Genomic DNA, 23,642 nt, shown 5'->3' with positions numbered 1-23,642 from the left:
TGCTCATCACGGATTTAGGTGATAAATTGACGACCTTTCCAATACCGAGAAAAATCAGATGAGAGAGCTGACATTAGAACCGCTACCGCCTAATGTTGATTATTCACAGTTTTCACAGCGACTTGAATGGGCAAAAAAGCGAATTGATGCACTAGAAAATCATCGCATATATAATATTTTAAAAAATAGCGATGAATCTTTTAAACAGGTTTTCTGTTTATTGCCTTTGTTACTTCAATATAACCATCCGCTATTACCTGCCTATGTAGAAAATAGCCCAAAAGGTATTTCTCATTTCACTCTCACAACCATCCAACAAGAATATTTGTTAAGAATTCTTGGTAGCGCAGAGTTTTCTAAAGTTATCTCTGATCATTCTTTTTTCTCCTCTTCAGCCGCATTTGATGGGCTATATGTCATGGGCAGTATTGGCTCTATTACACAAACCTGTTTTTCTGATTTAGATCTCTGGTTATGCCATTCCAAAACCTTTTCTGCACAAGAACAATTTCTTCTACAATGTAAATTAGATCTTATTAAGCAATGGGCGGCAACATTAGGTGTTGAGGTCAATTTTTTCCTAATGAACCCTCAACAGTTTAAGAGCAAAACCTACCATAATGATATTGGCGATGAGCATAATGGCTCCGCTCAACATTTTTTTCTGCTTGATGAGTTCTATCGCTCTGCTATTCGCTTAGCGGGAAAACGTATTTTATGGCTACATATTGAAAAACAAGGCTTAAATTATCAAACCTTAGTTGAGCAAGCGGTTGAAAATGGAGAATTAAATGCAAAAGATTGGATCGATTTTGGCGACTTTTCTGCGCTCTCTATCGGTGAATTTTTTGGTGCAAGTTTATGGCAGCTATATAAAGGTATTCGCAGTCCATATAAATCTGTTATAAAAATTTTATTATTAGAAAGCTATGCGCAAACTTATCCAGAAACAGATTTAATTTCCAAAAGATTTAAAAAATTACTGCTTTCTCCTACAGGGATCTGTTATCACTTCGATCCTTATCAGGCAATGTTAGAGCAAGTAACTATTTATCTCTCACGACAAAATGCCTTTGGGCGTTTATCTTTTTTACGCCACTGCTTTTATATTAAAGCAAATGAAGGGCAAACAGATCCTTGTCGCCAAAAAGCATTAAAGCAATTAGTCAATGAATGGCATTGGAGCGATAAAGAAGTACATATCCTGAATAATCGTCGTCATTGGAAAGTCAAACAGGTTGCCGCACAACAGAAAAAAATCGTCGAACAATTGCTATTGAGCTATCGCAATTTATTACAATTCGCGCGCAAATTTCAGATCGATCCAAATATCATGCCACAAGATGCTGATTTTTTAATGCGTCAGCTCTACTCTGCTTTCGAACATGCACAGGGAAAAGTAGAATTAATTAATGAAAAAGCGATCAGTAATCTTTCCGAAGAAAATATAACCTTCATTAATGTTGGGGAAGGCAGCTCTGTTAAAGCAGGTTGGTACATGCTTAACCATGCCCCTTTTGCTGAATATGATTCAACTAAACGTTATGTACTTTATCAGCCAAATCTCATTATGTCTGTTGCTTGGGCATATTTTAACGGCTTAATTACTTCAACAAGCCAAATTCATTTGGTTAATCAAGGTGTTGAATTACCCAAATTATGCCGTTTTATTAATGATTTGCGCCTCTCTTTCCCATTAAAAGCGCCTAAATTGTGCCGACATGCACTAGATCATCCAAATGAAATTCGTAATTTAGTGGTTGCAATAAACTTAACCCGTGATCCAACTAAACATATCAATACCGTTACTCATGCAGATATTGAACAGCTGGATCTCTTTAATTTAAGCTCTTCAAAAGAAGGCGTGATTGGTAGTATTAGTATTATCTATCGCAATATGTGGAATGAAATCATTACACGTCACTTTGAAAATACTAATGCATTATTAAAAGCCTTAAAATTAATCTCAAATAAAATTTATTTAAGCTCTGCGCCTCCGCAATCAGTAAAAGTCTTTTCTTATAGTGAAAGACTTAATGATGAATTACAACAATTCGTTTTTAATTTGGTCAATCGTTGTATTACAGTGAAAACAGGCACTATTTTTCAACGCTATCAACCGGCAGTGGTTCGAATGGCTGGTAAAGAATGGCAGCTAGTTTTTAATCAGCAACAAACATTAACGGAAATTATTGAAGATCCTATTGATAAAACAAACAATATCATTCCACAAGAAATCTATACTTTTGCTAGTGAAGGTTTTTTACAATTCTTTTTTGAAGATAATGACAATGCGACCTTTAATGTTTATGTATTAGATAAAGACAATAAAGTCGAATGCTACTACTATTGCCAAGGAAAAAAAGAAGATAAAATAAAAACAGTTAGCCGCCTTTATGCAGAAGGATTAAAAAATAAAGAGCAAAATGCCTTTGGGAGCTTTAATTTCCCACAATTTTATCAACTTCTACATCAAGACAGGCAGCTTTTCATTGTGCCATTTCAAAGTAAACAGCACCGTGATTTTTTAAAAGAGCAAACCAACACTAGGGCGTGTTGATGTTTCAAATGGAGTAGCGTTGTCGCTTAAAAATGACACAATCAAGGAAGAAAATGTAGTGAATGGTGTCCCCCTTTACAAATTTTCTGACGCTGAGTGTGTCATTTTTAAGCACAACCCTGCGAGGCTTGGCAGATTTTTGCCGTCACTGCGTTAAAAAAAATGTTTGTTTAGCCCACTAGACTTCACATTTTTTGCCTTGTTACAGCAAAAATTTGCCGAAGCCGCTACTCCATTTGAAACATCAACACGCCCTACAAAATAAAGGAAAAAATATGACCATCGAGAACCCAGAATTAATTAAAGTTGTGGTGTTATTGATAGCAAGTATCACAGTTGTCCCACTATTTAAACGTCTGGGCTTAGGAAGTGTATTAGGTTACCTCGTTGCAGGAGCATTAATTGGCCCTTCAGGCATAGGCTTATTTGAAGACCCCGAATCTATTGTGCATATGGCAGAACTTGGGGTTGTCATGTTCCTATTTATTATCGGGCTCGAAATGCACCCTGAACGTTTATGGAGTATGCGAAAAGCCATTTTTGGACGCGGCTTACTACAAGTCGCGTTATGTGGTGCGTTATTAACTTCTGCAGGGATTTTTATCTTAGGTCTTACTAAAGAAACTGCATTTATTGCAGGCATGGGGTTTACATTGTCTTCAACCGCCATCGTCATGCAAGTATTAGAAGAAAAAGGCATTAGTACCACGCCAAAAGGACAACGTATTGTTGCTACCTTAATTTTTGAAGATTTAGCGATTGTCCCCCTACTCGCCTCTATCGCTTTTTTAGCCCCTGAGCAAACCCATATAGACAATGGCACTAACTGGACAGCCATAGGTGCAGGCTTACTTGGTGTGTTAATTCTAGTTGCTCTAGGGAAATGGCTCATGAATCCAATGTTTAGAATTATCTCTAAGGCTCATATCCGAGAAATGATGACCGCTGCCGCACTGCTTGTCGTCTTAGGCTCTGCATTATTGATGGAGCTTAGTGGCTTATCTATGGCAATGGGCGCTTTCGTAGCAGGGGTAATGCTCTCTGAATCTTCATTCCGCCACCAACTTGAAGCCGATATTGAACCATTTAAAGGACTCTTGCTTGGCCTCTTCTTTATGGGCGTGGGCATGTCTCTTGATTTAATGCTGGTAGCAAATAATTGGCTCTGGCTATTTAGCATTGTTGGCTTATATGTCATGGGGAAAGCGCTATCTGTATTTATTGTCGCGCTACTCACCCGCTTACGAAAAGCAGAAGCCATTGCTCGCATGGCAATCATGTCGCATGGCGGGGAATTTGCCTTTGTACTCTTTTCTGCTGCAGCTGCCGCAGGCGTGCTTTCCGCTGATAGCCAAGCCACATTTACCGCCGCAGTCATTGTCTCTATGCTCCTGTCGCCATTGATTTTACTTGCTATGCAAAAATTAGCGAATCGCAGAAAAGCAAATACGCCAAACGAACCTAATTTGGATGGCGTTGAAATAGCAAAAAATCTAGAAGGCAGTGTACTTGTGATTGGTTTTGGTCGTTTTAACCAAATCGTCTGCCAAGCATTACTTGCACGCGGCGTGAGTGTTTCAGTTATTGATGCTGATGTCGAAAAAGTGCGTATCGCCGCTAAATTTGGCTTTAAAGTATATTATGGCGATGGATCTCGTATTGATGTATTACGTGCCAGTGGCTTAGAAAATGCCAAAGCCGTGATCGTAGGTGTAGCCAGCTCTGAACGCTCAGAGCATATTGTCGAGCTGATTAAAGATGAATTTCCACTTGTCCCTGTCTTTGCTCGTACCTACGATCGCCGTTCAGCAGTTAAATTATTAAAACAACACATTGATTTCCAAGTACGTGAAACCTTTGAATCTGCATTAGTACTTGGGCGTGCTGTAATGGAAAAATTGGGGGCAACAGAAACAGAATCTCAAGATGTAATCAACTATGTTCGTCGCCTAGACCAAGAACGTATTAATGAGGAAGTATTACACGGTATGACTGATGAAACTATCCGCAAATACTGGGCAATTGAGCCATATCTAAAACCACAAGACGACAGCATTGCCGTTGCGCTTGATGAAAAAACAGCTGAAATGCTAGAAGGCTTGGGCGAAAAAGTTGAAATTAAAGAGCCTGAAATTGAGCAAAACCCAGATGCTGGAGAGAACAAAACGGCATAAATCGAACCAGATCAAAAGGGCGAACCATCGCCCTTTTTTATGGAATAACAAGCGGTTACAATAACCAAGTTTTTTGCAAAATAAGAGAACAGCTATGTTTGCCGAATTAGGCTATTTTTGTTTGATCTGTTTAGTGGGGGTTTCAGGATTACAAGTCCTGCTTTCGTTATGGGGCGAAATTCGCCAACGTCCTGATTACCTTGCCTTAAATCCTTTACTGAGTTTGCTGCAAGCCGGTTTAGGGGTTTTCTCCTTCATTGCCCTAGCCTACGGCTTTCTACAAGACGATTTTAGCCTAAGCTATGTGGCAGCCCATTCTAATAGTCAGTTACCCACCTTTTTTAAATTTGCAGCAACTTGGGGGGGACATGAAGGTTCAATGCTATTTTGGCTCACCGCACTTTGCCTGTGGACGGGGATTTTTTGCATTTTTTCTCGTCAAATCGACCGCTTGTTTGCTCACCGTACCTTAGCCGTACTTGCGCTGATCATCTTCGGTTTTGCACTATTTATTGCATGGGTTTCTAGCCCTTTCGAACGCCTCTATCCGCAGCCGCCCGAAGGGCGAGATCTCAACCCGATGCTGCAAGATATTGGCTTAATTTTCCACCCGCCCCTACTCTATCTTGGCTATGTTGGCTTTGCGGTAAGCTTTGCGATGAGTGTCGCCACTTTACTTGGCGGCGTGTTTGATTATGCCATTGCGCGCTGGATTCGCCCATGGACAATGATTGCATGGGGATTCTTAACCGCGGGTATAATGCTGGGCGCATGGTGGGCATACTATGAACTTGGCTGGGGAGGCTGGTGGTTCTGGGATCCTGTTGAAAATGCCTCATTAATGCCATGGTTACTCGGTACAGCATTAATTCATAGCCTCATTGTCAGCGAACAACGAGGGATTTTCAGCTATTGGACTATCTTATTGGCAATTTTCGCATTCGCCTTAAGCTTACTCGGTACTTTCATTGTGCGTTCGGGAGTACTGACATCTGTGCACGCCTTTGCCGTGGATGCTGATCGTGGCATTGCCCTACTCGCCCTCTTTTTTACCTTAAGTTTTATCGCTCTTTCCCTCTTCGCTTTCCGCGCGAATTTTTGGCAAGGTGATGTGCGTTTTCGTTTACTTTCTAAAGAAACCGCCTTTTTGCTGATTAACGGTTTATTTGTGTTAGCAACAGTGGTAGTCGTATTAGGCACATTCTATCCTATGATTTTCACCGCAATGGGTTGGGGATCAATTTCCGTTGGTGCCCCTTATTTCAATACGGTATTCACCCCGCTAGTCCTATTACTTATGCTTATTATGGTTTTTGCCGTACTACTGCGTTGGAAAAGTATTGAAAAAACCACCTTCAAATGGAAATTGCTCGCCTTACCTATGGCTGTTGCTCTTTCAACGGGAATGATTTGGCAAACCATTCAAAAAACACACGTTCATCAAATTGAAATAATCCCTTTGGTTTTTGTAAGCCTTGCGATTTGGTTAATTTTAACCCATCTGCCTTATTTGCGTTTTATGTGGCAAATTCGACCGCTTGCAATGCGGTTGGCTCATACCGGCTTTGCGATATGCGTCATTGGCGCGATGATGAATAGCTTTTATGGTGATGAAATGGGAGTGAGAATGAAGCCAAACGACCATGCAGAATTAGCGGGGGTTAAGTTCCATTACCGCCATTTTGATAACGAAATTGGGCAAAATTATACTGCTGAAGTTGCCACTTTTGATATTCTAAATAGCGAAAATCACCTGCTTGCGAGTGTGAAACCAGAACGCCGTTATTATGATGTCCACACAATGACGATGGCTGAAGTAGGCTTATACCATCACGGCGTTGATGATATTTACATCGTCATGGGCGATAAACTTGGCATCAAAGAATACGCATTTCGCTTGCATTACAAACCCTATGTGCGCTTACTTTGGCTCGGAGGAATGATGATGGTGATTGCCGCAGTAATGGCAGTTGTTGGATTAACGAAAAGAAAGACCAAATTATCGTGAGTATCTCACAAAAACGGCACGTTTTGCGTGCCGTTTAACTTACTAAAACTTCACCAGTTTATTTTCATTCTGTTTTTCATCACTCACTATTTCCGCATGGGAAACAGTCTCTGCTTTAGGATCGAGACCATATCTATTGGTAAAACGTTGCCCATCTTTGAAAAGTAGCCATAGACCAAAGATAAAATAAGCCGCAACACAAAGCAGAATACCAGTAATAATGGCACTCTTTGGCATAAAATCAATCAGAGCAAAAAGCATTAATAAAACGAGCAATAAAATACCAAGCACACCAAGTTGCCACCAGCCTGAATAGCCTAAGTCGTGTAAACGACGAGCAGTGACACTAACCGAAGCAACAAATAAGGGAATAGCAACAATCAGACTCACAACACCTACAAAAAGAGAAAAACCATCTAATCCTAACCTATCACTCCCAGCTTCAATAAAACCCAAAAAGAAGTTAATAACAAAATTCCCAATTAAAAACCAGCCATATTCTCTGCGTCTTGCCCGATCTTTAAAATTCAATGTGTTACGAAGTGCTAAAATAAACCAGTCCATATCCCCTCCAAGCGGTAAGAAAATGATAAAATTTTGCAAATTCTAGCATAACAGCTGAAATAAAAAGTTAAATATTTGGAAAATAATTGGTTCTAATACGGCTATCTATATTTCAAATTGTTGCATGCTTCTCTTACTAAATATTCAGCATACACAATACTTTTTACGAGTGAAAAAAGTCAATTTTAGTGATATTCTTATTCACCGAGGTAAGTGCTTTCCTAACAACATCATTTCGAATATGAAAAAATCACTCCTATTCTTACCGCTCGTTTTACTTTTAACGGTGGTCTTTTTTTTGGTTTACCAACTCAAAGATCCTGACTCTATTTCACCCAGTGAAGATTGGCGGGGTAAACCGTTTCCTGAATTTCGTTTGCCACATTTACTTGATAGCCACGCAAGCCTAAGCAAAGAGAGCTTGCCTAAAGAGCCGTTTATTTTAAATGTGTGGGCGAGTTGGTGTACTTGGTGTATTAAAGAGTTTCCGATTTTACAGGAGATGCAAGCTCAAGGCGTGAAAGTGGTTGGGCTGACTTATGCCGATCGCCCCTCTGATGCTCGTCAAGCTCTGGCTCGCTGGGGTAACCCATTTGAGCTGATTATTGATGATTATGAACGTGCATTTTTAATCCAAACGCTTGCGGTGAATTCGGCACCGATGAGCTATTTGGTTGATAAAAACGGTGTTATTCGCTATCAGCAAAAAGGTTATAATCCGAATTTGGCACAGGATTTTTTACCTCGCTTACAAGCATTAAGAGAAGAATAGCATGAAAAAATGGTTAGCATTATTTGCTTTTATTTGTGGTATTGCTCAAGCAGAAATGGTTGATACCTTTGAATTTAGCAATGCTGAAAACCGTGTGCGAGCGGTAGCATTAGCAAAATCATTACGTTGCCCACAGTGTCAAAACCAGAACTTGGTTGAATCAAATGCAACACAAGCTTTTCAGCTGCGTTTAGAAGTCTATGAAATGGTTGAGCAAGGTAAAAGCAACCAAGAAATTATCCAAATAATGACGAATCGTTTTGGGCATTTTGTCAATTATAAACCACCTGTAAATGCTCAAACTTGGGTACTATGGGGTGTGCCATTTGGCTTATTCAGTCTATTATTAGGAGCGGTTTTATGGCGAGCAAGGAAGAAAAAATGAGTGAAAGAGAGAAATTAAATCAAGCTCATTACCATCAAGCGGTGCGTTTTGCCGATAATTTTACCAAAGATGAAAAAGCCGAATTTTTGCAAGAAACCAATGAGCGTAATGCTTTTGAACAAAGCCATATTTTGCAAAAAAATACACAAAATGCACCGCTTACCAAAAAAGGTATTGGGCTGTTAGCCTTAGTATTGGCTGGTTGTGTCGTGTTTTATTGGCAAACAAATCGTTTACAAACAGTCAATGCTGGTAGCCAAGCCTTTAGTGAATTTCAGCAACAACAGAGTGAAAGCGATAGTACCACTCGTAACGAGCGTTATATTCTCAATCTGCAAAATAAACTTCGAGAAAATCCTAATGATGGCGATCTGTGGTTTGAGCTTGCCCAAGCCTATGCGTTGGATAATGATTTTGAGAGTGCTTTAATCTGTTATCACAATGCAGAGAAAGTCTTAGGGCAGACAGCTGCAATTTTAGGCGGAAAAGCAACGGTGGAATACTATCGTCATAAACACCAAATTACTCCCGAAGTCAGTGCTTTAATTGATAAAGCCTTAGCAAAAGATGCCAATGAAAGTGCCAGTCGTTTACTTTTAGCAACCGATGCATTTTTACGTAATGATTTTAAGCAAGCCATTGAACAATGGGAACAGGTGCTCAATAGCGAAAACCAAGCAATTGATCGCCGAGAGTTAATTAAAAGTATCAATATGGCAAAACAGCGTTTGAATACAGCAGAATAAAAAAATCGGGACTATTGTCCCGACTTTTTATGCAGAAATTTCTTCAAACACTTTAATGCCTTTCACGCCAAGTGCGGTTGCCAGCCCCACAAAATCAGCCCCAACCGATTTCATACGCTCAAAGCCTGCCTTATCATTCACGCCACCAACACCAATAATTTGTAGATGTTGTAATTTTGGCTGCTTATCTAACATTTGACGAATCGTATACACATTGCCGAGTGAAAGAGCGTGAATGGCTGTTCCTGCCATACCGCCAATACCTGTACCAAGCTCTGAATTCAGCACTGCTTTATCATTTTGCATCACAAGTGAAGAACCTAGTGTATTTGTTGAAGTGATAAAAGAAATTGGTAAATTTTCGCCATTTTCTACCGCTTGTAACAAGCCTTTTAGCAATTCGTCATATTGATTTTCGTAAGTAAATGGCGGAATTTTAATCCCGATTGGGAGAGCATTTTCACCTAAGTTAAGTTTTTTCAAGGTGGCTTGCAATGCGCTCAAATAGGGGCTTAACTCATTCGCATCATAAGCAGGGGAAACTTTACCCGGAATGTTTGGACAAGAGATATTGACTTCCATTGCTAATGGCATTTTTACTTCGCTTTGTAATGCGACGATCTGCTCATAACATTCGCCCACTTCTTCTGGCGAACCAAACACAGAAATAATAAACGGTTTGTTTGAGGGAGCGGACAATTCATCAGAGATTGTACGCACCCAACTAATTGTTTTGGCTAAATTATTTGGGCTTAAACCAATGGTATTTAAACTAGCGGTTTGTTCAATAGTTGCATCTTGAGTATTGACACTCGCAGCTTTCTGAGCGTTAGAATCGAACAACACATACTGATTTTTCGCCCAATCGTGCGGATAAGGTTCAAGCATTGAGGTACGGGTTGTCACCGCCCCCGTATATTCACAAGCGTATAGTTCACGCAGATTTTCTAATTCTGAGCACCATGGACAAGGGGTGTTTAATAACGCAGGGGTAATGTTGAGTTTTTGCATTTTATCAATATCCTCTATTTTAGTGATTATCTTAGATAACTGAGCCAAATTTCTCTTAACTAATTTTTTTATAAAAATAATTTTATATTTTAAGCTACTATAATTAAAAAACTATTCATATTCATTTAAATATAGTTAAGCCTTTAGAAATGTAACTAAACTTGCATAAACAGCATTCTATTTAATACCCAATTCTGTTAATATGACTCGGCTTCCTCCAAGGTACATGTTATAGCTAATATGAGATGATTAAATCCAATTATATTAAGAGCATCGTATCCTTGATAGAAATCTGTGTAAACTATGCTATCTGTTTTTACTTATGCTCAAATAGCCTTAAAACAAAATAGCTGAATACCTACTCATCAATTTCAATCTCACCATTAACTATTTTCGAGTGCAAACAGTTTTAATAGATGGATAGTCACAGATGATGAAAATAGTAAGCTATAGTCGTTTTGTTTAGACTCATTAACCTTGATACAAAGCATAGCTATAGTGAATAGCTCAATTAGCTTATTTTGTTTTACAACTTGGTTATCTTAGCACAAATAGAATTTTTAATCGTTATCTAGGATAATGTCTAAATTAAAAATACCCTTTTAGTTTGCACAAAGGGAGAATTGGGTTTGCTTCAACCTGCGAAGGTTGTATGCAAACCAACCTAGAAAAGTATAAAAAACTCCCTATCATGTAAACAATTCATTATGATATGCTTTTCAAAAAGCCGCTTGGAGGAGATATTATGTTTAGACAAGAAGCTGTGGAATATCGTAAATGGAAAAGTACGGCGTTGCTGATTTCCTCCATACCCAGTTGGTTAGTTTTTTTATTGTCATTTACCATTACCCTCTCTTTTATTCTGTATGTTGCATTGGGAAGTTATACCCGTCGTGAAACCATTCTGGGTGAGATCGTAATGCAACCTCACCCGATTATTTTGTCTGCCTCAAAATCTGGTTATATCTCTGAACGTTATGTTGAAATAAATCAGCCTATCAAAAAAGGTGATCCGCTTTTCAAAATTACGCTTGACCGTATTACCGATAGCGGTAATGTAGGCATTAATTCTATTAATGCTATTAAAGCACAAATTAAAAAATTAGATACGATGATTGATTTGGTTCATACGAATCAAACCGAGACATTAGAGAGCTTAAATCAGCAGATAGCTAAAAATCGTAAAATTTATTCTGAAACAGAAAAATATCTGATGGAGGTTTCTAAAAGTACGGAAGAATATTTCCAAATCTTAAAGAAATACGAAACTCTAATGAAAAACGGTTATTCAGCTAACGATGAAGTCGCATTACAACGTTCACGCTATTTTGATCAAAAAACATTGAGAAACACTCTACGAGAGAAGCTCATTCAACAGGAATCTTCCATTATTGCACTTGAAAACGAGATTGAAAGCCGTAAAACCGAGTATCAAAACCAAATTATTCGTTATGAGCTTCAGCAAAATGATCTTGAAATTCGGTTGTTAGAATTTGAGTCAGTATCGGAATTAATTATCAATGCTCCAATGGATGGTTTAGTTGAGTCTGTTAGTGTGACGGTGGGACAGGTTAACCATAGGAATGTTTATGGCATTTAATGCCTATCGAGGCTCATTCTCTTCCCGAATGGGGAGTCTGATCAACGTAGTCTTCAGCTTCAAAATGCTCTCTTTACACCGTGAGCGGATTGCCGATATAGCACTCACAGAAGCAGAACATGAAATTTACTACCCTCAACCTATAGAAGTCACCAATAGCCAACAAGGCGCGGCTATTGCAGTGAAAAACCTTGCTTTTCGGTATGACCCTTTTTCCGAACCGGTTTTTACCGAGCTGAATTTAAACATACAAGCGGGCGAATCTGTGGCGATTTCTGCAAAATCAGGTTTTGGCAAAACCACCTTGCTGAAATTAATGTCTGGACTACTAAAACCCACTCAAGGCGAAATTTACTTTAACCATATTGAAATTAAACAACTTGGTTTGGCAAATTATCGCCAACAAATTGCTTGTGTATTGCAAGATGATAAATTTTTCTCAGGATCTATTTTAGAGAATATCATCAGTTTTGAGGAAAAATATAACCGTGAATTTGCGATTGAATGCGCAAAGCTGGCACAAGTTCACGATGAAATTATGGCAATGCCTATGAATTATGAAACACTAATCGGTGAATTAGGGAGTAATTTATCAGGAGGGCAACGCCAACGGCTCTTTATTGCCCGTGCGCTATATAAAAAACCGAAAATCTTATTTATGGACGAAGCAACCAGCCATTTAGATGAGGAGAATGAGAAAAAAATTAACGAGGCAATATCGAAATTAGCCATTACAAGAGTACTAGTCGCTCATCGGAAATCAACAATAGAAAGTGCAGATAGAATTGTAAATTTATGAACAAGATCACGTTTTTTGCCGAAAAGCAAGAATATAATTTATACAGGTTTAATACATTACAGGAGGAAAAATTGCCTAAACTTTTAAGAACATTTCTCATAGTTATTATAGCTTCCTTAATGTCAATGATTTTAAGCAAGACGGATATTCATATCATATATAGATTATTAATATCTATCTCTGCAATATACTTTGTATTATGGTTTGCTGAATTAGTCATAAAAAAATTAAACACTTTTAAGAGGTTTACATCATAAAACAAATTAGAGAAGAAGAACTCACTCTCATATCTGGTGGCGTTTCTGATAAAGATAAAGCCGGTATCGTTGATGCTGTATCAACAATAGGCTCTCTTGCTGGTGGAGCTATCGGCAATGCAGTTGGAGGCTCCTTTGGCAGTGCTGTTGGAGCTGAAGTCGGTAGAAGAGCTGGAGCTGCTGCAGGTAGCGATATGGTAAATAACCCAGGAAGATGGGAACACCCAGAGGTGAGCAAACCTTGGGATCCTCGTGATAGGGATAATGATAGAGGCTCATCATCGCGTGTTATCTGTACCCATTTCTATCGAAAAGGTATGCTCTCAAGAGAATTATGGCGGGCAGATATGGAATATACCTTACAGCATTTACCGCAATCAATGGTAAATGGCTACCATTTATGGGCGATTCCGTATGTTAGATTAATGCGTAAATCACCTTTAGCCGAAAAATTAATGTATCCGATCGCTTATCATCGTGCACGGGAAATTGCCTATCAAATGGGCTACCTAGAAAAAGGTTCGATTAGAGGTAAAATCTTCAGATCAATTCTAGAGCCTGTTTGCGCATTTTTGGGTATGTTCACCACAGAGAAAAAATACCAAGAATTATGGCGTAATGCATAAGTGATAATCAACCATAAAACACCCGCAGAGGTAAACCTCTGCGGGTGGGAGCCTGCCGTTCCAATATAACAACGTTCAAATAATAGCTATTCTGATTGCCTTGAATGTCTTTGTTATGGCTACCTGTTCTCTATATTTGCTTATTCTACTTGGTAAACTCAATTTACGATCAAAAAAGCATTCAGAGTAGAAAATGTCTTATGAAATTGACTTTAAACACTTATTACACTTGTTTGACCATTCAAGGTTAAAAAACGAAGGGATGTTCAACAAATTAACGTCCCATTAAAATTACGCTTCCGTTTTCTCTTCTTTAGGCAAAACAAGGTTCAATACAATAGCAATCAATGCACAAAGGCTGATACCTTTAAGTGAGAACTCACCGATATTGATTAACATACCACCAATACCGAAAGTCATTACCACAGATGCAATACAGAGATTACGAGGTATAGATAAATCCACTTTGGCTTTAATTAAGGTATTCATACCTACAACTGCTACCGCACCGAAAAGCAACATCATAATACCGCCCATCACGAACGTTGGAATGGTGGATAAGAATGCGCCTACTTTGCCGCAGAATGAGAAAGCAATCGCCCAAATTGCTGCCCAAGTCATAATTTTCGGGTTAAAGTTTTTCGTGAGCATTACCGCCCCAGTGACTTCGGAATAAGTCGTATTTGGCGGGCCACCTAACATTGATGCTGCAGCTGTTGCCACACCATCACCTAAAAGCGTACGGTGTAATCCTGGCTTTTTCATAAAATCTTTACCGGTTACTTGGCTAATCGACATCACATCGCCAATATGCTCTACTGCGGGTGCAATTGCGATTGGCAATAAGTAAAGTATGGCATCTAATTGAAATTCTGGAGCTGATACACTCGGCAAGCTAAACCAAGGCGCTTCAGCAACTTTAGAGAAATCAACCAAGCCCATAAAGATGGATAAAACATAGCCCACTGTTAAACCGGCTAAAATAGGTACTAACTTTAATAGCCCCTTAGCAAATACTGCAACGAATAAAGTGACTAATAGCGTGATCATAGAAACTAACACAGCAGTATTTGTGTCAATGCCCGCAGATTTTCCTGTTGCCATATCTACAGCCACAGGTGCTAGACCTAAACCAATCACCATAATCACTGGGCCAATGACAATTGGTGGGAAATATTTATGTAACATGCCAACACCGCGGAATCTTACTAAGGCAGATAAAGCAAAATAAACTAAACCTGCACTCATTAACGCGCCCATAGTAACGGGAATCCCCCACTGGGCAACACCGAATTGGATTGGCGCGATAAAAGCAAAACTTGAAGCGAGGAAAACAGGAATTTGACGCTTGGTCAATAATTGGAAAAGAAGGGTACCGACACCGGCAGTAAGAAGTGCAACGTTAGGATCTAAGCCCGTAATCAACGGCACTAAAACTAAGGCACCAAATGCAACGAAAAGCATCTGTAAGCCAATAAACGCCTGCTTTGGCGTACTCATATTTTCTGTGGTCATTTTTCAACTCTCTATTGGATTTTTGATAGTCGCCCCACTACCATGCTAGTAGTTCGGGGCGGGGATTATACACAAAACGCAACCGTTTGCTAGAAAAATGTAAAAAAATTTTGCCTGATTTTAGGCGACAAAATTTTCTTAGGTTTCCACAAAAAGCAAAAGCCTTGAACTTACGTTCAAGGCTTAAAATTTGGTGGAGGTAAACGGGATCGAACCGATGACCTCTTGCATGCCATGCAAGCGCTCTCCCAACTGAGCTATACCCCCTGAAAACGCTGACATAGTAAGGCGTACATTTGTGTTTGTCAAATATAAATTTTATAAATCCGTACTGAGTGCCTAAAAACTCTTAGTAGAGCTTACGCTCCCATATTTTTAACCGCTTGTTGGGTTGTCCAGAGGTCGTTAGCGATTAAGCGGAAGTTCACTAACGCCGCTAAGTAACCGTCACCTTCCGGAATGCGTGGCCCTGCGGTCGCATCTTTCACCACAGCCACTTCGAAACCTTGTTCAACCAGCTCACGCAGGTGAGATTCGATACAGAGGTTTGCCGCCATACCCGCTAAAATCACTTGGTCGATACCACGTTTACGCAGTTGTAATACCACATCGTTGGTTTCCGGCCCGAAGATTTTGTGTGGAGAAGTGATGGTAGTTTTGCCATCGAAAATGTATGGTTTGTAACGCTCTACGAAGTCTGCGCCTGAACCTTCAAAACCTTCCATTGTGTATGCGCCTTTGCGAGCAAACATATTGGTTTTGTGCATAAAGTTTTCACCCGGCGCCATAAATTCCCACTGGTGATCGGTTGGGTAGTAGTAGTGCGGAGAAACGATTACCGGCATATCCACTTTTTTCGCTGCTTTGAACAGGCTTTCGATGTTCTCAATGGTGTTGTTCTCTTGAATGCTGTCTTTCAACACGCCCCACATTACACCGTTCGGGCTTAAAAAGTCGTTTTGCGGATCCACTACCACTAACGCCACACGTTTCGGGTCGATTTTCATTCCCGGACGCTCTAAACCGTACTGCTCTGGCTCGGCGTAGATGCTTTTCTCTGCTTTTTTCTCAGCCGCATTCGCCATACCTGCTAAGCCCATTGCGCCTAATACGCCGGCTGCCATTGCAATGCGTGAACCACTGTTTAATGCACTGCGGCGCTCTTGATCGATTTGTTCGTTTACTTGGTTTGACATAAAATAGTCCTTGTAATAAAAATAAAGAGTGATGAACACACATCAACAGTATCGTTGAAGTGGGCACATTATAAGGAACCGCAAGCGGTCTGTTTTAACCGAAAATCTGAACTTTTTAACCGAAATTTATGGACGCCATTACCCACCTGTTTACCCATTTTAGCTTTCGTGCCGATCTGTTTTTTATCGGCTCGCTCTGCCGCTTAGGCGAATTTAACGAGCCAAACAAGTGCTACCTACACTTTATCCGCAGCGGCAAGTGCCTGCTCAACCAAGCCAACCTGCCGCCGCAAAGCATCGCACGGCCGTGTGTGGTGTTCTCGCCAACCAAAACCCTGCACAGTATTCAGCCCCTAGACGGTGAATTAGAGGTGTTTTGCATCAGCTTCGACTTCGGTTCAGAGGTGCAAAACCCACTTATTCACAGCCTGCACCAAACGGTCACGCTGTTTTTAGATCAAAACCCAAGCTTAGAAATCATCGCCAACCAGATTTTCAGCGAAAGCGCCGAGCAACGCTTGGGCTATCAAGCCGCCATTCAGCATTTGTGTGCCTATTTTACGATTTTGATTGTCCGCTGCTGCTTGGAACAACAACTGTTTCAAGCAGGCTTGCTGCAAGGCTTGGCAGATAAACGGCTGGCACCGCTGTTGCGTGCGATACATCAATCTCCCGAGCAGCCGTGGCAACTGGAACAGATGGCAGAGACGGCGCTGATGTCCAAATCGCAATTCTCCGCCTATTTCAAAGAGATGATGGGTGAATCGCCGCTGGAATATCTCACCCATTGGAGAATTACCGTGGCACAAAATCTGTTACTTAAGGGATTTCCAGTAGCAATTGTGGCGGAAAAAGTTGGCTACAGCCATAATGCGGCACTGACAAGAATTTTTTTACGTAAAGTAGGAAAAACACCAACAGAATGGCTAGCAGGTAAGCGGTAATTTTTTTGATTTTTTCAAAAAATAGGGCGATAAATTCGCCCTGTTTAGGTTAACTATTCTCTTGAATAAACACGATCGCCTTTTGTAAACGAGTTAGTGTTTTTTCTTTGCCGACTAATTTGGCGGTGATGTCCATTGATGGCGATTGCCCGCTTCCTGTTACCGCTAAACGGAACGGCATACCGACTTTGCCCATACCGATTTCTAATTCCGCCGCAGTGGCATTCATCGCATCGTGAATGTTTTCTACCGTCCAATCATTACAAGCGGTCAGTTTTTCCAATAATTTTGCAAGTGGTGCAACCGCTTCTGGTTTGAAGTTTTTCGCAACGGCTTTTTCATCATAAGCTTCAAATTCTTGATAGAAATAGCGGCTACTTGCCGCAAGCTCTTTTAAGGTTTTGGCACGTTCGCCTAATACTGGGATAATCTCTTCCAATGCCACACCATTTTGGTAATCAATGCCTTGATCGTTCATATGCCATTCAAGGTGTTTTGCCACATAGCTTGGATCAAGGGTACGGATATAGTGTTGGTTTAGCCATTGTAATTTTTCCGTATTGAATGCACTGGCAGATTTGCTCACCGAATGTAAATCAAACAGTTCAATCATCTCTTGGCGTGAGAAAATTTCTTGGTCGCCATGTCCCCAGCCTAAACGTACTAGATAGTTGATTAACGCTTCGGGTAAATAGCCGTCATCACGATATTGCATCACACTCACCGCGCCATGACGTTTAGACAGTTTTTGCCCATCATCACCATTGATCATTGAAACGTGGGCATAGGTTGGAATCGGTGCGCCTAATGCTTTTAAGATGTTGATTTGGCGAGGGGTATTGTTGATATGGTCTTCGCCACGCACCACGTGGGTAATGCCCATATCCCAGTCGTCCACCACCACACAGAAGTTATAGGTTGGTGAACCATCGGTACGGCGGATAATTAAATCGTCTAATTCGCTGTTAGCAATTTCAATGCGTCCACGTACTGCATCTTCAAACACCACAGAACCTTCGGTCGGGTTTTTAAAGCGTACTACGTGTGGCTCGCTTGGATCGTGTGAATGATCGCCTAAACAGTGACGGTCGTATTTTGCTTTCTCTTTATTGGCTTCTTGCTCGGCACGCACGGCATCTAAACGCTCTTTTGAGCAGTAGCAACGGTAGGCTGTGCCAGCTTCTAGCATTTGATCGATCACTTGATTATAGCGATCAAAGCGTTTGGTTTGGAAATAAGGGCCATGTTCCCACGCTAAATCTAACCATTCCATACCTTCTAAAATAGCCGCTGTCGCTTCTGGGGTGGAACGTTCAAGGTCAGTATCTTCAATACGTAATACAAACTCACCGTTGTTATGTTTTGCATACAGCCAAGAGTAAAGTGCCGTTCTTGCACCACCTACGTGTAAATAACCGGTTGGGCTAGGGGCAAAACGGGTGCGGACTTTGACATTGGGATCAAGTGGAAAAAGGGATTCAATTTGCATTTTTTAAACCTGTTTGAAATAGACAAAAACGCGTTATTTTACTACGGAATGGGAGGAGAGGCAAAATAAGGCGGGCTAAAATACTTTAGCCCGCAGAGATGTTTAATGAACCAGATTAGTCATCTTTTTTCGCTCCGAAAGAACCACTAAATGCGTCTCTTTTCAGGAGAACACCTCCTAGTTCTGATGCATTATTGCCATAGAATGCACCGTCAACTTGAATACCATCAAAACCTCCCCATTTTGAGAATTTATCGCCGTTAATTTCGGCATCAAAAACAACATTTCCATCAGCGCCAAGCTCCATTAATTGTAATGAACCGATTAACTGTTTTTGCCCAAAATCGGCGTTAAATTTAACTGGAGTAGTGAAGTAATTCAAACGTTTGAATTCATCTTCTTTATCTACAGCAACTAAAATAGCCTCACCTGTGTAAGAAGCAGTACCTGAAACAGGCATACCCGTTGCGCGATTACCCTGAGAAAAAATATAGACCTGTCGGTCGTTTTCCACAACACCAAATTTAGTTTCTTTTAATAAAGAATTATCATTTACTATACCTTTACCAATTTTATAGTAACCATCGGCAGGTGATTGTGTTGGATCTGAGAGTGGAATAGAACCACCAAAATGATCTAGTATTTCTAAGCGATCACTAGTCAAAGTAAAAGCAGTAATTCCAACATTATCACGCTTTGCACCAACTAAATAATAACCGTGAACAGGTTTCGGTGATGCTGTTGTTGGGGGTGTCTGGGAATCTTGTTGTTCAGAGTCATTAACTAGATCTGTTGCTGGGTTTGATGGTGAATTTGATGAAGGCTGATTGCTTGCTGTAGCAGTAGGTTGGCTTGATGCAGAAGCTGGAGCTGGAGCTCCACCTCCGCCGCCATTACTACATGAAGTTAAAATTAAGCTTAATACTGTTAATTTTAAAGTTTTCATAGCTACTCCTAGCATGGTTAATTACCAAAATATTCTCTGATAGTATAACAAAGTTTTTAAGCATAATAGTTGAAAAGACTCGATTTAACTATTCATGATCATGCCGTTTTTTGTAAAACAGCGTATAATTCAAGAAATTTTCTGATTAAGGATCTACTATATGAGTCATTTAGCCAGTGCAAACGAAACGCTTAATTTATATTCACAAGCAATTAACCGACTTAATCAAAATTTATCTGATAATTTCAATCAAGCCGTTGAAATGATCTTGAATTGTCGTGGCAGAGTGGTTGTCGCAGGCATTGGGAAATCAGGTTTAGTCGGCAAAAAAATGGTCGCTACCTTTGCGTCTACAGGAACACCTAGCTTTTTCTTACACCCAACCGAAGCCTTTCATGGTGATTTGGGTATGCTCAAGCCTATTGATGTCGTCATTTTAATCTCTTACAGCGGTGAAACCGATGATGTAAATAAGCTCATTCCAAGCCTAAAAAACTTCGGCAATAAAATTATTGCAATGACAGGTAATGAAAAATCTACTTTAGGTAAACATGCAGATGTAACATTAGATATTAGTATTGAGCGTGAAGCTTGCCCAAATAATCTTGCTCCGACGACTTCAAGCTTAATTACGATGGCATTAGGTGACGCATTGGGCATAGCCTTAATTAAAGCAAGAGATTTTAAATCGGAAGATTTTGCGCGTTTTCATCCTGGTGGTAGTTTAGGGCGTAAATTGCTCTGTCGTGTACGAGATGTTATGCAGCGTAAACTGCCAATCACTCAACCTAATGCGCGCTTTACTCAATTTTTAGACGTTATGAATGAAGGTAGAATGGGTGTGGCGTTAGTGATGGATGGCGAGCAATTATGCGGGATTATCACAGATGGTGACATTCGTCGTACTTTGGCAAAATTTGGTGCAGAAAGTTTACAAAAAAGTGCTGCCGATATCATGACGATAAACCCTAAAACCGTTGCAGATTCTACCTTCCTAGCACATGCAGAAGAGCTCATGAAAGAACAGCATATTCACTCACTTATTGCCTTAGATGAGCAAGGTAAAGTATCCGGTATTGTAGAATTTGCGAGCTAATCATGGCGAAATCTAACCATATCACTCGGGCAGGCTGGCAAGCGCTCGATCAAGAGCTGAAATTTTTATGGAAAGAAGAGCGTCCCAAAGTGACTCAAGCTGTCTCTGATGCTGCTGCATTAGGTGATCGCAGTGAAAATGCCGAATATATTTATGGCAAACGCCGGCTGCGTGAAATCGATCGTCGCGTGCGTTTTCTTTCTAAACGTTTAGAAGTTCTACAAATCGTGGATTACCATCCATCGCAAGAAGGTAAGGTGTTTTTCGGCGCTTGGGTTGAATTAGAGAACGAAGATGGCGAGATTAAACAATATCGCATTGTGGGTTGTGATGAATTTGACCCTGCAAAACAGTGGATCTCTATTGACTCGCCGGTCGCTCGAGCTTTAATTGGTAAAGAAGTCGATGATGAAGTGCAGGTACTTACCCCTACTGGGAAAGTTACCTTATACGTTAATCGAATTTGGTATGAAAAATAATCAACGCGGGAGATAGCGCGCGCTGATTTTAGCAACTGTATCTTGCCAAAAATTTTGGGGAGATACAGTTGCTATAAGTTTTCTGCCTGCTCTAACAATTTTTGCTGTTCTAACGCCAATTTCTCAAGTTTACGCTGTTCACGACGTAATTCGTCTTCCGCTTCCCAGACATCATAAGCTTGCACAATTTTTGCGACTACTGGATGACGCACAATATCTTGGCTATCAAAATAGTTAAAACTGATATCAGGAACTTTGCTCAATACTTCGATCGCATGCTTTAATCCTGATTTAGTTGAACGCGGTAAATCAACCTGAGTAATATCCCCTGTAATCACCGCTTTTGAGTTAAACCCAATGCGGGTTAAGAACATTTTCATCTGTTCAATCGTCGTATTTTGGCTCTCGTCAAGAATAATAAATGCATCATTGAGGGTACGCCCACGCATATAGGCAAGCGGAGCAATCTCAATCACATTACGTTCCATCAATTTCTGTGCCCGTTCAAAGCCGAGCATTTCAAATAAAGCATCGTAGAGTGGGCGAAGGTAAGGCTCAATTTTCTGCCCCAAATCACCCGGTAAAAAGCCTAATTTCTCCCCAGCTTCCACTGCTGGGCGAGTCAGTAAAATACGGCGAATTTCTTGCCGTTCCAATGATTCTACGGCAGCCGCTACTGCTAAAAAAGTTTTCCCCGTTCCAGCCGGCCCAATACCAAAACTAATATCGTGACTTAAAATATTACGCAGGTAAGTTTGTTGGTGCCCACTTCTTGGTTTAATTACACCCCGTTTTGTTTTGATCGCAATTTCATTTCCGCTATTTTGCCACTGACCTTGTAATAAGGTTCGACTTTCAGCAATAGCGAGATGCACATCTTCTAAGTCTAGTTCTTTAATTTTTCCCTTTATTGGTGCAGTTTCGTTATACAACTGCTGGAGTAGCTTTGCTGTATTTTGTAAAACATGATGGGAGTAATGATTGGTTTCAGCTGGTTGTAATGTAAGAGTAAAACCTTGGCGAGCAATCAGTAGATTGAATTGCTTTTCAATCAACGCCAGATTTTCATCGAATGCGCCACAAAATGCTTGCAAACGAGCATTGTCTTGTGGTTCTAGAGTAATAATAAGTTCGTTCAAAATAAGTCCCTATGTAAGCGCTTCAAACCTGTCGAAATTTTGCAAATATTCTAAGTGATTTTAGCAATTGATAATAGTCTGTATTTTGCCTAAAATGTCTTCGTTCTCATTGGGGTGCTTTGTAATGTAAGGCTGAGAAATACCCATAGAACCTGATCTGACTAATATCAGCGTAGGGATTTGAGACAGCAATGACTATTTCTGTTTTAGATCCTTCTATCTCCATTTTTAGAAGGAACATTGAATGAAACTTTCCAAACTCCTCCCTTTTACGATTTTCGCCCTCTCTACCAGCGTTTTAGCCCATGAAAAACCGGTATTAACAATTTATACCTATGACTCTTTTGCCTCTAAATATGGCCCCGCGAAAACCTTAGAAGCACTGTTTGAGCAAGAATGCAACTGCGATATCAAATTCATGCCTTTTCAAGATGGCGTAACTATGTTTAACCGCATTCGCCTAGAAGGCAATAAAACCAAAGCAGATGTCATGCTTGGTATCGACCAAAATGTGATGAATGAGGCAGAAAAATCGGGTCTATTTCGCGAACACCATTTGCAAAATAATGCAAAAAACTTACCGCTTGAATGGAAAAGTACCATATTTTTACCTTACGACTATGGCGAATATGCCTTTATTTACAACAAACAAAAACTCGCTAATCCGCCACAAAGCTTAAAAGAGTTGGTTGAGCGGCAAGATCTCAAGGTAATTTATCAAGATCCAAGAACCAGTACAGTTGGACGAGGTCTGCTCTATTGGATCAACCAAGTTTATGGTGAAAAAAGTGCACAGGCGTGGCAAACGCTCGCAAAACATACCGTCACGGTAGGTAAAGGCTGGTCAGAAACTTACGGGGCATTCTTAAAAGGTGAATCTGATCTCGTACTGAGTTACACGACTTCGCCACTATACCATCAATGGCACGAACAAAATGATGATTATGCTGCCGCACCATTTAGCGAAGGCCATTTGCTACAAATAGAAGTCGCGGCTATTCTCGCCAGTTCACAGCAACGCTCTCTCGCACAGCAATTTTTAGCTTTTCTGCAAAGTCCTGCCGCACAAAAGGCCATTGCTTACAATAATGTAATGAAACCAGTAAATGCGGTTCAAGCAGATCCTGCATTTAAGCAATTACCCAACTATCCGATCCTGAATTTCAAACAACCAAATAGTGAAACAACAAAAAATTGGTTGGCAACGTGGCAACAGGCAGTAAGTAAATAGACCTTACAAGCGGTGAGATTTTGCAAATTTTTGGCAAAATCTCACCGCTTGCAGAGAGCCGAAAATTAGATTATAACTAACCGACTTTTTCTCTCTCATACCTAA

Annotated in this window: 20 protein-coding genes, 1 tRNA gene and 1 riboswitch; of the genes, 13 read left to right on the top strand and 8 right to left on the bottom strand. The window is 40.3% G+C overall.

Translation table 11 applies throughout. The annotated features are described in order from the left end of the window. The first annotated feature begins 58 nt into the window (after positions 1-58). From EDC51_RS03775 to EDC51_RS03765, 3 genes are all read left to right on the top strand, one after another. Positions 59-2,560 (top strand): class I adenylate cyclase, encoded by a 2,502-nt coding sequence (locus tag EDC51_RS03775; RefSeq protein ID WP_131928211.1) that lies wholly within the window; start codon positions 59-61, stop codon positions 2,558-2,560. Positions 2,561-2,835: 275 nt separating this feature from the next. Beyond that, positions 2,836-4,734, top strand: coding sequence for a monovalent cation:proton antiporter-2 (CPA2) family protein (locus tag EDC51_RS03770; protein WP_015433173.1), 1,899 nt, complete (start codon positions 2,836-2,838; stop codon positions 4,732-4,734). Between the two features lie 94 nt (positions 4,735-4,828). Beyond that, the gene (locus EDC51_RS03765) at positions 4,829-6,742 is read left to right on the top strand and encodes a heme lyase CcmF/NrfE family subunit (RefSeq protein WP_131928210.1); all 1,914 of its coding nucleotides are present in this window, start codon (positions 4,829-4,831) and stop codon (positions 6,740-6,742) included. A gap of 42 nt (positions 6,743-6,784) precedes the next feature. Here the strand turns inward: EDC51_RS03765 and EDC51_RS03760 are convergent, their stop codons facing one another. Next, on the bottom strand, positions 6,785-7,306 hold the full coding sequence (locus EDC51_RS03760; RefSeq protein WP_131928209.1) for a DUF805 domain-containing protein: 522 nt from the start codon (positions 7,304-7,306) through the stop codon (positions 6,785-6,787). 241 nt (positions 7,307-7,547) lie between these two features. On the opposite strand from EDC51_RS03760, the gene EDC51_RS03755 reads away from it, so the two are divergent. The 3 genes from EDC51_RS03755 to EDC51_RS03745 are packed head-to-tail and all read left to right on the top strand — an operon-like array spanning position 7,548 to position 9,209. Beyond that, the gene (locus EDC51_RS03755; protein ID WP_131928208.1) at positions 7,548-8,078 is read left to right on the top strand and encodes a redoxin family protein; all 531 of its coding nucleotides are present in this window, start codon (positions 7,548-7,550) and stop codon (positions 8,076-8,078) included. A gap of 1 nt (position 8,079) precedes the next feature. Then, the gene (nrfF, locus tag EDC51_RS03750) at positions 8,080-8,463 is read left to right on the top strand and encodes a heme lyase NrfEFG subunit NrfF (protein ID WP_025289723.1); all 384 of its coding nucleotides are present in this window, start codon (positions 8,080-8,082) and stop codon (positions 8,461-8,463) included. Continuing rightward, positions 8,439-9,209, top strand: coding sequence for a TPR domain-containing protein (locus tag EDC51_RS03745; protein ID WP_457911971.1), 771 nt, complete (start codon positions 8,439-8,441; stop codon positions 9,207-9,209). The genes nrfF and EDC51_RS03745 overlap by 25 nt, the downstream gene beginning before the upstream one ends. A 27-nt stretch (positions 9,210-9,236) precedes the next feature. On the opposite strand, the gene EDC51_RS03740 is transcribed toward EDC51_RS03745, so the two are convergent. Continuing rightward, positions 9,237-10,220, bottom strand: coding sequence for a dihydroorotate dehydrogenase (locus tag EDC51_RS03740; protein WP_131928206.1), 984 nt, complete (start codon positions 10,218-10,220; stop codon positions 9,237-9,239). Between the two features lie 745 nt (positions 10,221-10,965). Here EDC51_RS03740 and EDC51_RS10925 point away from each other — a divergent pair. The 3 genes from EDC51_RS10925 to EDC51_RS03725 all read left to right on the top strand — a co-directional run bounded on the left by EDC51_RS10925 (position 10,966) and on the right by EDC51_RS03725 (position 13,502). Further along, the gene (locus EDC51_RS10925; RefSeq protein ID WP_249038463.1) at positions 10,966-11,820 is read left to right on the top strand and encodes an HlyD family secretion protein; all 855 of its coding nucleotides are present in this window, start codon (positions 10,966-10,968) and stop codon (positions 11,818-11,820) included. Next, entirely contained in the window at positions 11,810-12,619 is an 810-nt protein-coding gene (locus tag EDC51_RS03730; RefSeq protein WP_249038462.1) for an ATP-binding cassette domain-containing protein, read from the top strand. The genes EDC51_RS10925 and EDC51_RS03730 overlap by 11 nt, the downstream gene beginning before the upstream one ends. A 451-nt stretch (positions 12,620-13,070) precedes the next feature. Continuing rightward, the gene (locus tag EDC51_RS03725; protein ID WP_131928205.1) at positions 13,071-13,502 is read left to right on the top strand and encodes a hypothetical protein; all 432 of its coding nucleotides are present in this window, start codon (positions 13,071-13,073) and stop codon (positions 13,500-13,502) included. A 291-nt stretch (positions 13,503-13,793) separates the two neighbouring features. Here EDC51_RS03725 and EDC51_RS03720 read toward each other — a convergent pair whose 3' ends face one another. From EDC51_RS03720 to EDC51_RS03710, 3 genes are all read right to left on the bottom strand, one after another. Then, entirely contained in the window at positions 13,794-15,017 is a 1,224-nt protein-coding gene (locus EDC51_RS03720; protein ID WP_131928204.1) for a uracil-xanthine permease family protein, read from the bottom strand. A 191-nt stretch (positions 15,018-15,208) separates the two neighbouring features. Next, positions 15,209-15,284: transfer RNA gene (locus EDC51_RS03715), tRNA-Ala, on the bottom strand. A 92-nt stretch (positions 15,285-15,376) separates the two neighbouring features. Further along, positions 15,377-16,213 carry a cysteine hydrolase family protein gene (locus EDC51_RS03710; RefSeq protein WP_015433181.1) on the bottom strand — a complete coding sequence of 279 codons (837 nt, stop codon included), beginning with the start codon at positions 16,211-16,213 and terminating at the stop codon, positions 15,377-15,379. A gap of 128 nt (positions 16,214-16,341) precedes the next feature. Between EDC51_RS03710 and EDC51_RS03705 the strand changes: the two genes are divergently transcribed. Continuing rightward, the gene (locus EDC51_RS03705; protein WP_131928203.1) at positions 16,342-17,157 is read left to right on the top strand and encodes a helix-turn-helix domain-containing protein; all 816 of its coding nucleotides are present in this window, start codon (positions 16,342-16,344) and stop codon (positions 17,155-17,157) included. Positions 17,158-17,206: 49 nt separating this feature from the next. Here EDC51_RS03705 and gltX read toward each other — a convergent pair whose 3' ends face one another. Both gltX and EDC51_RS03695 read right to left on the bottom strand, forming a co-directional pair. Further along, a complete protein-coding gene (gene gltX / locus EDC51_RS03700) occupies positions 17,207-18,646 on the bottom strand; it encodes a glutamate--tRNA ligase (protein ID WP_131928202.1) in 1,440 nt (479 codons plus the stop codon). 115 nt (positions 18,647-18,761) lie between these two features. Beyond that, positions 18,762-19,592 carry a transferrin-binding protein-like solute binding protein gene (locus EDC51_RS03695; RefSeq protein ID WP_170169266.1) on the bottom strand — a complete coding sequence of 277 codons (831 nt, stop codon included), beginning with the start codon at positions 19,590-19,592 and terminating at the stop codon, positions 18,762-18,764. Between the two features lie 160 nt (positions 19,593-19,752). Between EDC51_RS03695 and EDC51_RS03690 the strand changes: the two genes are divergently transcribed. Together EDC51_RS03690 and greB are read left to right on the top strand one after the other, a co-directional pair. Further along, complete coding sequence (locus EDC51_RS03690) at positions 19,753-20,688, top strand: KpsF/GutQ family sugar-phosphate isomerase (protein ID WP_015433185.1); 936 nt, start codon at positions 19,753-19,755, stop codon at positions 20,686-20,688. A gap of 2 nt (positions 20,689-20,690) precedes the next feature. Further along, on the top strand, positions 20,691-21,167 hold the full coding sequence (gene greB, locus EDC51_RS03685) for a transcription elongation factor GreB (RefSeq protein WP_025289730.1): 477 nt from the start codon (positions 20,691-20,693) through the stop codon (positions 21,165-21,167). Between the two features lie 71 nt (positions 21,168-21,238). Here greB and EDC51_RS03680 read toward each other — a convergent pair whose 3' ends face one another. Next, positions 21,239-22,306, bottom strand: coding sequence for a PhoH family protein (locus EDC51_RS03680; protein WP_025289731.1), 1,068 nt, complete (start codon positions 22,304-22,306; stop codon positions 21,239-21,241). Between the two features lie 100 nt (positions 22,307-22,406). Then, a riboswitch (TPP riboswitch) is annotated at positions 22,407-22,503 on the top strand. Between the two features lie 47 nt (positions 22,504-22,550). Here EDC51_RS03680 and thiB point away from each other — a divergent pair. Beyond that, positions 22,551-23,537 carry a thiamine ABC transporter substrate binding subunit gene (thiB, locus tag EDC51_RS03675; RefSeq protein ID WP_131928200.1) on the top strand — a complete coding sequence of 329 codons (987 nt, stop codon included), beginning with the start codon at positions 22,551-22,553 and terminating at the stop codon, positions 23,535-23,537. The last annotated feature ends 105 nt before the right edge of the window (positions 23,538-23,642 follow it).

The sequence above is a fragment of the Bibersteinia trehalosi genome (assembly GCF_004346205.1).
Taxonomy (GTDB): Bacteria; Pseudomonadota; Gammaproteobacteria; order Enterobacterales; family Pasteurellaceae; genus Bibersteinia; species Bibersteinia trehalosi.
Note: the sequence above shows the minus strand (reverse complement) of the source record. Positions and strands in the feature narration are given on the sequence as shown.

Bases quoted from the DNA above. Each gene is read 5' to 3' on its own strand.
- EDC51_RS03775 (WP_131928211.1), top strand. From the start codon at position 59: ATGAGAGAGCTGACATTAGAACCGCTACCGCCTAATGTTGATTATTCA.
- EDC51_RS03770 (WP_015433173.1), top strand. From the start codon at position 2,836: ATGACCATCGAGAACCCAGAATTAATTAAAGTTGTGGTGTTATTGATA.
- EDC51_RS03765 (WP_131928210.1), top strand. From the start codon at position 4,829: ATGTTTGCCGAATTAGGCTATTTTTGTTTGATCTGTTTAGTGGGGGTT.
- EDC51_RS03760 (WP_131928209.1), bottom strand. From the start codon at position 7,306: ATGGACTGGTTTATTTTAGCACTTCGTAACACATTGAATTTTAAAGAT.
- EDC51_RS03755 (WP_131928208.1), top strand. From the start codon at position 7,548: ATGAAAAAATCACTCCTATTCTTACCGCTCGTTTTACTTTTAACGGTG.
- nrfF (WP_025289723.1), top strand. From the start codon at position 8,080: ATGAAAAAATGGTTAGCATTATTTGCTTTTATTTGTGGTATTGCTCAA.
- EDC51_RS03745 (WP_457911971.1), top strand. From the start codon at position 8,439: ATGGCGAGCAAGGAAGAAAAAATGAGTGAAAGAGAGAAATTAAATCAA.
- EDC51_RS03740 (WP_131928206.1), bottom strand. From the start codon at position 10,220: ATGCAAAAACTCAACATTACCCCTGCGTTATTAAACACCCCTTGTCCA.
- EDC51_RS10925 (WP_249038463.1), top strand. From the start codon at position 10,966: ATGTTTAGACAAGAAGCTGTGGAATATCGTAAATGGAAAAGTACGGCG.
- EDC51_RS03730 (WP_249038462.1), top strand. From the start codon at position 11,810: ATGGCATTTAATGCCTATCGAGGCTCATTCTCTTCCCGAATGGGGAGT.
- EDC51_RS03725 (WP_131928205.1), top strand. From the start codon at position 13,071: ATGGTAAATAACCCAGGAAGATGGGAACACCCAGAGGTGAGCAAACCT.
- EDC51_RS03720 (WP_131928204.1), bottom strand. From the start codon at position 15,017: ATGACCACAGAAAATATGAGTACGCCAAAGCAGGCGTTTATTGGCTTA.
- EDC51_RS03710 (WP_015433181.1), bottom strand. From the start codon at position 16,213: ATGTCAAACCAAGTAAACGAACAAATCGATCAAGAGCGCCGCAGTGCA.
- EDC51_RS03705 (WP_131928203.1), top strand. From the start codon at position 16,342: ATGGACGCCATTACCCACCTGTTTACCCATTTTAGCTTTCGTGCCGAT.
- gltX (WP_131928202.1), bottom strand. From the start codon at position 18,646: ATGCAAATTGAATCCCTTTTTCCACTTGATCCCAATGTCAAAGTCCGC.
- EDC51_RS03695 (WP_170169266.1), bottom strand. From the start codon at position 19,592: ATGAAAACTTTAAAATTAACAGTATTAAGCTTAATTTTAACTTCATGT.
- EDC51_RS03690 (WP_015433185.1), top strand. From the start codon at position 19,753: ATGAGTCATTTAGCCAGTGCAAACGAAACGCTTAATTTATATTCACAA.
- greB (WP_025289730.1), top strand. From the start codon at position 20,691: ATGGCGAAATCTAACCATATCACTCGGGCAGGCTGGCAAGCGCTCGAT.
- thiB (WP_131928200.1), top strand. From the start codon at position 22,551: ATGAAACTTTCCAAACTCCTCCCTTTTACGATTTTCGCCCTCTCTACC.